Consider the following 11,263-nt stretch of genomic DNA (forward strand, 5'->3'; position numbering starts at 1 on the left):
TGCTCGACGACGGGATCATCGCGTCCCTGACCCCGCAGCGGCTGGACACGGTCCTGGCGCCGAAGACAGATGCCGCCTGGTACCTGCACGAGGCGACCGCGGATCTGAATCTGGCTGCGTTCGTGGTGTTCTCCTCGGTGTCCGGCACGATCGGCGGACCCGGACAGGCCAACTACGCGGCCGCGAACACCTTCCTCGACGCCCTGGTAGCGCACCGGCGTGCACGGGGACTGGCCGGGCAATCGCTGGCCTGGGGTCCGTGGGCACGCTCGAGCAGCATGACCGGGCACCTGGGTGAGACCGATGTGGCCCGGATGAGCCGCGGCGGCTTCACCGCGATGCCGGACGAGCAGGCACTGGCCGGATGGGACGCGGCGCTCGCACAGGACACGGCGCTGGCGGTGATCGCAGCGGTGGACACCACCGCGATTCGCGCTCGCGCCGAGGCGGGACTCCTGCCGCCACTGCTGGGGGAACTCGCGCCGGCCGTGCCCCGGCGTCCAGCGGCGACGACCTCGGCGGCGGGATCCGGTCTCCGGCAACGACTTGCCGGTCTGGATACCGATCAGCAGCGGCAGGCGGTACTCGCGACCGTGCGCACCCACATCGCGGCCGTGCTCGGTCACGACGGTGCCTCCGCGATCGAACCCGATTCCGCCTTCCAGGACCTGGGATTCGATTCGCTGAGCGCGGTCGAACTGCGCAACCGGCTCAAGACCGCCACCGGCCTGTCACTGTCGGCCGCAGTCGTTTTCGACTACCCGACACCGCGCACCCTGGCCGCCTACCTGGCCGACGAGCTCACCGGCACCGGGCGCGCCATCGCCGTCACCGCCACCAGGACCGCCGACGACGAACCGATTGCGATCGTCGGCATGGCGTGCCGGTACCCGGGCGGGGTGAGTTCTCCCGAGCAGCTGTGGAATCTGGTCGCGGACGGGACCGACGCGACCTCGGAGTTCCCGGTGAACCGAGGCTGGGATACCGACCGTCTGTACGACCCCACCGGCGAGACGCCGCACACCACCTACACGCGCGAGGGCGGATTCCTGCACTCCGCAGGCGAATTCGATCCCGCGTTCTTCGGCATCAGCCCCAATGAAGCCGCGGTGATGGATCCGCAGCAGTTCCTGCTGCTGGAAACCTCGTGGGAGGCCTTGGAGCGCGCCGGTGTCGATCCGGCGGAACTGCGCGGCAGTTCGACCGGGGTGTTCACCGGCATGATGTATCACGACTATCCGGTCAACGCGAACGCGGGATCCATTGCCTCCGGCCGGGTTTCGTATGTGTTCGGGCTGGAGGGCCCGGCGGTCACCGTGGATACGGCGTGCTCGTCCTCGCTGGTGGCGATGCACCTGGCCGCGCAGTCGCTGCGGTCGGGGGAGTGTGATCTGGCGTTGGCCGGTGGTGTCGCGGTGATGGCCACGCCGGAAACGTTCGTGGAGTTCAGCCGCCAGCGCGGGCTGGCCCCGGACGGGCGGAGCAAGTCGTTCTCCGACACCGCTGACGGTGTCGCCTGGTCCGAAGGCGCCGGCGTGCTGGTGCTGGAGCGACTGTCCGACGCCCGCCGCAATGGTCATGACGTACTCGCGGTGGTTTCCGGTTCGGCGGTGAATCAGGATGGCGCGTCGAACGGTCTGACCGCGCCGAACGGTCCGTCGCAGCGGCGGGTGATCCGCCAAGCGCTGGCGAATGCGGGGGTGTCCTCGGCCGACGTCGATGTGGTGGAGGCCCACGGCACCGGCACGACACTGGGTGATCCGATCGAGGCCGAAGCGCTGCTGGCCACCTACGGGCAGGACCGGGATGCCGATCGCCCGCTGTGGCTGGGGTCGTTGAAGTCCAATATCGGTCATGCGCAGGCCGCCGCGGGCGTAGGTGGCGTGATCAAGATGGTGATGGCGATGCGCCACGGCATGCTGCCCAAGACGCTGCATGTCGATCAGCCCAGCACCAAAGTCGATTGGACCCAGGGCCATGTCCGGTTGCTGACCGAGGCGGTGGCGTGGCCGGAGGTGGATCGTCCGCGTCGTGCGGGTGTGTCCTCGTTCGGGATCAGCGGCACGAATGCTCACGTCATCGTCGAGCAGGCTCCGGCGGCGGACCCGGCTCCGGCTGTGGTCGAGACCGTCCCGGCTGGTGGAGTGCTGCCGTGGGTGGTCTCGGCGCGCGGTAGCGCGGCCCTCGCCGCTCAGGCCGAGCGCTTGACATCGCTTGCGGGTGACCAGGATCCGGCGGACATCGGTTTCTCACTGGCGTCGACGCGCGGTGTTTTCGAGCACCGTGCGGTGGTCGTGGCCGAGGGCCGCGATGGTCTGCTGGCAGGTGTGCGGGCATTGGCCGCGGGCGCACCGGCTGCCGGAGTGGTGTCCGGTCGTGTGGTGTCGGGTTCGACGGGTGTGGTGTTCTCGGGTCAGGGTGCGCAGTGGGCCGGTATGGCTGTCGAGCTGCGTGCCGCATATCCGGCATTCGCTGAGACATTCGACGGGATCGTTGCTGAGCTGGATCCGTTGCTGGGGCAGTCGGTTTCGTTGAGCGAGGCGTTGGCGGACGCTGATCTGGTTGATCGGACGGTGTTTGCGCAGGCGGGTTTGTTCGCGTTCGAGGTGGCGTTGTTCCGTCTGCTCGAATGCTGGGGTGTGCGTGCCGATGTGGTGGCGGGTCATTCGATCGGTGAGGTCGCTGCCGCGCATGTGGCCGGGGTGTTGTCTCTGGCGGATGCGTGTGTGCTGGTGGCGGCGCGTGGCCGGTTGATGCAGGCATTGCCCGCTGGTGGGGCGATGGTCGCGGTCGGTGCGTCCGAGTCCGATGTGTTGCCGTTGCTGGCCGGTGAGGTGTCGATCGCGGCGGTCAACGGCCCTGCGTCGGTGGTGCTTTCCGGCATCGAGGACGACGTCGCCGCTGTCGTCGAGCGGTGTGCCGAGCAGGGTTGGCGGACACACCGACTGCGCGTTTCGCACGCCTTCCACTCGACCCTCATGGAACCTATGCTGGCCGAATTCGCCACGGCCATAGCGGGTTTGACCTTCGGCAGTCCGCGTATTCCGTTGGTGTCGACGGTGACCGGCGACGAGATCGGCGAGGAGATGTCGGCCCCGTCGTATTGGGTCGGTCAGGTCCGGGACACGGTGCGGTTCGCCGCCGCGGTCACCGCAATGGCCCGCCTGGGCGTGTCCAGGTTCGCCGAGGTCGGTCCCGATGCGGTGCTGACCCCGATGGTCGCCCAAACTCTCGATACCGCAACCGCCATCGCGCTGACCAGGCGTGACAACGCGAACGCCACGACCGTCGTCAGTGCGGTGGCCGGGCTGTTCGTCTCCGGCGCGGAGGTGGACTGGGCCGGTTTCTACACCGGCACCGCGGCGCGGCGAATCGACCTGCCCACCTATGCTTTCCAGCACGAGCGCTTCTGGCTCGATGCCCGGCAGATGCTGGCCCAGTCGTGGCTCGGCGCCGAACTGGGCGGAGTCACCGCGGTCGGTCTCGACGCGGTGGACCATCCTCTGCTCGGTGCTCTGGTGCCGCACCCGGATTCGGGTGCGGTGAGCTTCACCGGCCGCTGGTCGCTGGACTCCGTCGAATGGCTGGCCGACCACAGCGTGCTCGGCACCGTGCTGCTGCCGGGCACCGGTTTCGTCGAGCTGGCCGGCCACGTCGGCGGTCTGCTGGGTTGCGCGGTGGTGGAGGAGCTCGTGCTGCACACCCCGCTGACGCTGCCGGCCGACGGCAGTGTCGCAGTGCAGGTGGTGGCGGCCGCGGCCGACGACGCCGGTCGTCGTCGGCTGACCGTCCATTCGCAGCAGACGGCACAGGGCCCGTGGGCGCTCCACGCCGAAGGTGTTCTCGCCCCGGGCGAGGTGGTGGCCGAGTTCGACCTCACCGCCTGGCCTCCGGCCGGTGCGCAGCCGTTGCCCGTCGATGACGTGTACGACGAGCTGCTCGACATCGGGTATGGCTACGGCCCGTTCTTCCAAGGATTGCGGGCGGCCTGGCAGCGCGGCAATGAGTTGTTCGCCGAAGTCGCGCTGCCGGACCCGAAGGACGCCAAGGGGTTCGGTATTCATCCGGCACTGTTCGACTCCGCCTTGCATGTCGGGATCGTTCACGGCCGTGACGGTGGCGCCGCCGTGCTGCCGTTCACCTGGAACCGGGTCGTGTTGCACTCGGCCGGTGCTCCCGCGCTGCGGGTGCGCATCGTGCGTGGAGAGGGCCGGTTCGCTGTCCAGCTCGCCGATGAGCAGGGTCGGCCGGTGATGTCGGTGGGGGCCTTGGTCTCTCGGCCGGTATCGGCTGAACGCCTGGGCACGGACCGGGTGTCGGAAGCCCTCTTCGGGGTGGATTGGGTCCCTGTCGCGCCGTCGCCGACGACCGTCGATCATCGTCACCTCGCGGGATTGATCGCCGATCTGGATGCCGATCCCGATTCGGTCGTTCCCGAGATCGTGTTGTTCGAGTGCCCGCACTTCGACGATGTGCCGCCTCGAGCCGCACGGCAGGTCGCGACCAGCGTCCTCGACGCCGTCAAGGGTTGGTTGTCCGACACTCGTTTCGCCGGTTCTCGTCTGGTGGTGCTCACCAAAAACGCAGTGTCCGTGGATGATTCCGAGGATATCGATCTGGCGCAGGCGCCGGTCTGGGGCTTGCTGCGTGCCGCGCAGGCGGAGAACCCGGGTCGTTTCCAGCTTCTCGATCTGGATGAATACGGTGATCCGTCCGCCGTGGCGGCCGTGGCCGCCGCGGTCGCGTCGGAGCCGGAGGTGGTCCTCCGGGGCACGAGCGTGTTCGTGCCGCGTCTGACCGGTCACGCACCCGGCACGATCGATCGATCGACCACACCGGGCACTGTCCTGATCACCGGAGGCACGGGCGGTCTGGGCGCGGTGATCGCACGGCACCTCGTGGCCGAACACGGTGTGCGCCATCTGCTTCTGACCTCTCGGCGTGGCCTGGATGCGCCCGGCGCTGTCGAGCTTCGTCAGGAGCTGGCCGAACTCGGTGCCGAGGTCACCGTCGCCGCGTGCGACGTCTCCGATCGAAACGCGCTCGCGGCACTGCTCGACAGCATCTCGGAGCAGCATCCGCTGACGGGTGTGGTGCACGCGGCGGGAACCGCCGACAACGGCGTGATCGAGTCGATCACCGCGGATCGCATCGACGGCGTCTTCCGGCCCAAGGTCGACGCGGCGTGGCATCTGCACGAGCTCACTCGCGACCTCTCGCTGTCATTGTTCGTGCTGGTGTCGTCGGCGGGCGGCCTGGTGCTGGCTGCCGGCCAAGCGAACTACGCCGCGGCGAATGTCTTCCTGGATGCGCTGGCGGCGCATCGCCGCGGCCTGGGATTGCCTGCCACGTCCCTGGATTACGGAATGTGGGCGCGCTCGAGCGGACTCGGGACCGAACTGTCCGAGGACGACTTCGACCGGATGCGCCGACAGGGTTTCCCACCGCTCTCCGAGGCCGAGGGTCTGGCGCTGTTCGATGCGGCGATATCGACCGATACCGCCCAGCTGGTGGCGCTGCGGGTCGACAAGGCCGTGCTCCGGACCCGGGACGAGCAGATTCCCGCCCTGGTCCGCGCGCTCGTACCGGCCCCGGTCCGCCGCCGGACGCCGGCGGCGGGCCAGGCGTTCCTGCGTACGCTGGCCGGACTGTCGGACGCCGATCGCAAGACCGCTCAGCTCGACCTCGTCCGATCAGTGGCCGCCGAGATCCTCGGGCACGCCTCCATGGCAGCTGTCGAACCCCAGCAGGCTTTCCAGCAGCTCGGTTTCGACTCGCTGAGCGCCATCGAGTTCCGCAACAAACTCAATGCCGCGACCGGTCTGCAGCTGCCCGCGACGCTCGTCTTCGACTACCCCAACGCGCAGATCGTCGCCGAGTTCATCGACTCCCAGCTCACCGGCAGCGCAGCCGTCGAGGAGGTCGCGGTCAGCCGGGTCCGAACCGGCGATGACCCGATCGCGGTGGTGGCGATGAGCTGCCGCTACCCCGGTGGCGTCGCCTCGCCCGAAGACCTGTGGGGGCTGGTCACCTCGGGCATCGACACCACCGGCGAGATGCCGATGGACCGCGGCTGGGACCTCGAGGGCATCTACGATCCCGAACCCGGCAAGGCGGGCAAGACCTATACCCGCCAGGGTGGATTCCTGTACTCGGCAGCGGAATTCGATGCGGACTTCTTCGGGATCAGTCCCAATGAAGCGACCGTGATGGATCCGCAGCAGCGGTTGCTGCTGGAGGTCTCATGGGAGGCGCTCGAGCGCGCCGGCGTGGATCCGGCGGTGCTGCGCGGCAGTTCGACCGGTGTCTTCACCGGCGTGATGTACCACGACTACGCCCAGGCGACCGGCACCGGTAGCGGTGCCGCGGGCAGTTTGGTCTCGGGCCGGGTGTCCTACGTGTTCGGCCTGGAAGGCCCTGCGGTCACCGTGGATACGGCGTGTTCGTCGTCGCTGGTGGCGCTGCATCTGGCGTCGCAGTCGCTGCGGTCGGGGGAGTGCGATCTGGCATTGGCCGGTGGTGTCGCTGTGATGGCCACCCCGGACATGTTCCTCGAGTTCGGTCGTCAACGGGGTCTGTCCCCGGATGGACGGTGCAAGTCCTTCGCCGACGCGGCCGACGGCGTGGGCTGGTCCGAGGGCGCCGGTGTCCTCGTATTGGAGCGGTTGTCCGACGCGCAGCGCAATGGGCATCAGGTGCTCGCGGTGATCGCCGGTTCGGCGGTGAATCAGGATGGCGCGTCGAATGGTCTGACCGCGCCGAATGGTCCCTCGCAGCGGCGTGTCATTCGCCAAGCGCTGGCGAATGCCGGTGTCTCGCCGGTCGAAGTGGACGCGGTGGAGGCTCACGGCACCGGTACGACGCTGGGCGATCCGATTGAGGCTCAGGCGCTTTTGGCGACGTACGGGCAGGATCGTGATGCGGACCGGCCGTTGTGGTTGGGCTCGTTGAAGTCCAACATCGGTCATGCCCAGGCCGCGGCCGGTGTGGGTGGTGTGATCAAGATGGTCATGGCGATGCAGTACGGGGTGCTGCCCCGAACCCTGCATGTGGATCAGCCCTCCACGAAGGTGGATTGGTCCGAGGGCCATGTCCGGTTGCTGACCGAGTCGGTGGCGTGGCCGGAGGTGGATCGTCCGCGTCGTGCCGGTGTGTCCTCGTTCGGGATCAGCGGCACCAACGCGCACGTCATCGTCGAGCAGGCCCCGGCGACTGCGCCCACGGTGGAACAGGCTGCCGTGGATGCGGTGCCGAGCGTAGTGCCGTGGATGCTCTCGGCACGCAGCGACGAGGCGCTCGCCGATCAGGCCGCCCGCCTGACATCGGCTGTGGCCGAACATGGTCCGATCGATATCGGCTTCTCGCTGGCATCGACGCGTGCCGTATTCGAGCATCGCGCAGTTGTGGTGGCCGAGGACCGTGATGGTCTCCTCACGGGAGCGCGGGCACTGGCTGCGGGTGTGTTGGCACCCGGTGTGGTGACCGGTCGTGTGGTGTCGGGTTCGACGGGTGTGGTGTTCTCGGGTCAGGGTGCGCAGTGGGCCGGTATGGCCACCGAACTGCGTGCCGCATATCCGGCATTCGCTGAGACATTCGACGCGATCGTCGCCGAGCTGGATCTGTTGCTGGGGCAGCAGGTTTCGCTGAGGGAGGCGTTGGCTGACAGTGATCTGGCCGACCAGACCGTGTTCGCGCAGGCGGGTTTGTTCGCGTTCGAGGTGGCGCTGTTCCGTCTGCTCGAATCCTGGGGCGTGCGTGCCGATGTGGTGGCGGGTCACTCGATCGGTGAGGTCGCTGCCGCGCATGTAGCCGGTGTGCTGTCCCTGACGGATGCGTGTGTATTGGTGGCTGCCCGTGGTCGTTTGATGCAGGCGCTACCCGCCGGTGGGGCCATGGTCGCTGTCGGTGCGTCCGAGTCCGATGTGCTGCCACTACTGGTGGCCGGTGAAGTATCGATCGCGGCGGTGAATGGTCCGTCGTCGGTCGTGCTCTCCGGCGTCGAGAACGATGTCCTTGCGGTCGCTGAGCGGTGTGCCGGGCACGGTTGGCGGACGCATCGGTTGCGTGTCTCGCATGCCTTCCATTCGGTCTTGATGGAGCCGATGCTGGCCGAGTTCGCTTCGGCGATCGAGGGTTTGGCGTTCGCCCGCCCGAGTATCCCGTTGGTGTCGACGGTGACCGGTGCCCGGATCGGTGACGAGATGTCGGATTCGTCGTACTGGGTGGATCAGGTCCGGGACACCGTGCGTTTCGCCGATGCGGTCACCGCGATGACGGGTCTGGGTGTGTCCAGATTCGCCGAGGTCGGTCCCGACGCGGTGCTGATCCCGATGGTCGCCCAGACCCTCGATGACGGGGATGGCTCGGCCGCCACGGTGGTGGCGCTGGCACGTCGAGACCATGCCGATGCGTCGGCCGTGTTGACTGCGGTGGCCACACTGTTCGTGGCCGGCGCTCCCGTCGACTGGTCCGGTGTGTACGCCGGGACGGGAGCCCGGCGAATCGACCTGCCCACCTACGCTTTCCAGCGTCGCCGCTACTGGATGCGCGAGGGGTCCGCGGGTACCGGTGACGCCCGGGCCATGGGTCTGGCGGCGACCGGGCACCCCCTGATTTCGGCGATGCTGTCGCAACCGGACTCCGGCGCGGTGATCCTGACCGGTCGCCTCTCGGTGGAGACCCATCCGTGGCTGGCCGATCACCGGGTGCTGGGCACCGTGCTGTTCCCCGGCACCGGTTTGGTCGAACTCGCCCTGCATGCCGGGGAGCGAGTCGGCCACACCACCTTGGAGGATTTGGTGCTGCAAGCTCCGCTGGTGCTGCCGGAGTCCGGGGGTGTCGCGGTGCGCATTGTGGTCGCGGCAGAAGACGAGATCGGCCGTCGCGCTGTGCGGATCTACTCCTGCCCCGATAGCGCCATCGATTCCGCGATGTCGTGGACGCTGAATGCCGAAGGCGCACTTGCGTCGGACGATGTGGCGACCCCCATCGATCTCACCTCGTGGCCTCCGGTCGGTGCGCAGCTCCTGCCCATCGACAGTGTCTACGACGAGCTGCTCGAAGCCGGGTACGGCTACGGTCCCTTCTTCCAGGGATTGCAGGCGGCATGGCAGCGCGGCGATGACGTATTCGCCGAGGTCGCCCTTCCGGATCCGCAGGACGCCAAGGGTTTCGGGCTGCATCCAGCTCTGCTCGATGCCGCGCTGCACGCACTGCGACTGGCGGGCCACCTGTCCGCGGAGGGAACCGGACCGGCATTGCCGTTCGAGTGGTCCGGTGTCACCGTGCACGCGGCGGAACCGGGCGCATTGCGCGTCCGGCTGACCCGCGTCGGCGAGCACGCGGTGGCCATGGAGCTGGCGGATCCGACCGGTGCTCCGGTGGCGACGGTGCGGCATCTCGCCTCCCGTCCGATCGATCCCGCACAGCTGACCACCGGCGCATCCACCGTCGGCAACGCGTTGTTCCAGGTCGACTGGACACCGCTCTCGGTATCTGCGTCCGAGATCAGCACCGTGTCCTGGATGGATCTCGGTGACGAGGTTCCCGCCGCCGTAGTGCTGGACTGCCCGGCGAGTAATGATCCCGCCGGAGTTCGTGCCGCGACTCACGGTGTACTGCAAGTACTTCAGTCCTGGACTGCCGGACACCGGTTCACCGGGTCGGTGCTGGTGGTTCGGACCAGTGGTGCGGTATCGGTTGCCGGGGAGGACATTACGAACCTGGCCGGTGCCGCCGTCGGTGGTCTGGTGCGTTCCGCGCAGGCGGAGAACCCGGGCCGGATCGTGTTGGTAGACACCGATTCCGACCTGCACGGGCTGCTCGGCGGAATCCTGGCCTCCGGGGAGCCCCAGGCCGCCGTGCGCGGCGGTCAGGTGCATGTCGCGCGACTCGCCCGAGCGGCGGCGTCGAGCGCCTCAGCGCCGAGTTCGGCTCTCGGTCCGGACGAAACCGTTCTGATCACCGGCGCCAGCGGCTTCCTCGGTGGACTTTTCGCCCGGCACCTGGTCGACACCCAGGGTGTCCGGCACCTGCTGATGCTGAGCCGACGCGGTGCATCCGCTCCGGGCGCGGCCGAGCTGCGCGCGGAACTGGAACATCTCGGCGCCGAGGTCGAGTTCGTCGCTTGCGATGTCACCGACCGTGGCGCGCTCGCCGAGGTATTGGCCGCCATCCCGGTGGACCGTCCGCTCACGGGTGTGTTCCATACGGCCGGTGTTCTCGACGATGGCGCCATCGCTTCACTCACCGCGGATCGCATGGACACGGTCCTGCGGCCCAAGGTCGACGCCGCCCTGCACCTGCACGAGCTGACCGCCGATCTGCCGTTGAAGGCGTTCGTGCTGTTCAGTTCGGCGGCCGGCGCATTCGGCAACCCCGGTCAGGGCAACTATGCCGCGGCCAATGCCTGCCTGGATGCCTTGGCATTGCACCGCAGGGCATCCGGGCGTAGCGGACAGTCGCTGGCGTGGGGTCTGTGGGGCACCGACGGCGGTATGGCCACGGAGCTCAGCGACGTCGACCGGCAGCGCATGGCCCGTTCCGGCATGCTGCCGCTGTCCGAAGAACAGGGCCTGGCATTGTTCGGCGCGGCCACCGGACTCGATACGGCGGCTCCGATCCTCGCCCGTCTCGATCTGGAGAGCCTCCGCAACGCGGGGTTCGCCGCGGCCCTGCTGTCCGGCCTGGTCCCCGCTCGCCGCAGAGCGGCCTCGGACGCACCGGCGGCACTGCGGACTCGTTTGGCGAATACTCCCGAGAGCGAACGCCTCGGTGTGCTCGCTGAAATCGTTCGTGGTCAGGTCGCGGCGGTACTCGGGCATCAGAACGCGAATGCGATCGCGGCCGACCGGGCCTTCAGCGACCTGGGCTTCGATTCGATCACCGCGGTCGAGTTCCGCAATGCCCTCAAAACCGTGACGGGCCTGCGCTTGCCGGCCACGCTGGTATTCGACTACCCGACGCCGCAGGCGCTGGCCGAATACCTGGCCGACGAGTTCACCGACGAGCGTCCCACCGGCCAATCGACAGATCTGTCGGAGAACGATATTCGCCGAGCTCTCCAGACGATTCCGCTCACCCGCCTGCGCGACGCGGGCCTGTTGGATGCCCTCATGAAACTCGCCGGCGGGCCGGACAGCCCCGGCGAGATCGAGCAGAGCATCACCGAGGAATCGATCGACGAGCTCGATATCGACGACCTGATCGACCTGGCTTACAACAACTCCTCAGAAGACTGACGGCGCGATTCGCCGACGAGTCA

1 protein-coding gene (only partly in view) is annotated in these 11,263 nt (G+C 68.2%); it reads left to right on the forward strand.

Annotated features, from left to right (window positions below):
• A protein-coding gene (locus ACWEKS_RS33405) for an SDR family NAD(P)-dependent oxidoreductase (protein WP_452343786.1) crosses the window boundary here: on the forward strand, positions 1-11,240 show its 3' portion. 4,540 nt of this gene lie to the left of the window's left edge; 11,240 of the gene's 15,780 nt are visible here — the last part of the coding sequence; its start codon lies off the left edge, out of view; it ends in the stop codon at positions 11,238-11,240.
• Positions 11,241-11,263 lie beyond the last annotated feature (23 nt).

Source organism: Nocardia sp. NPDC004711 (assembly GCF_053601595.1).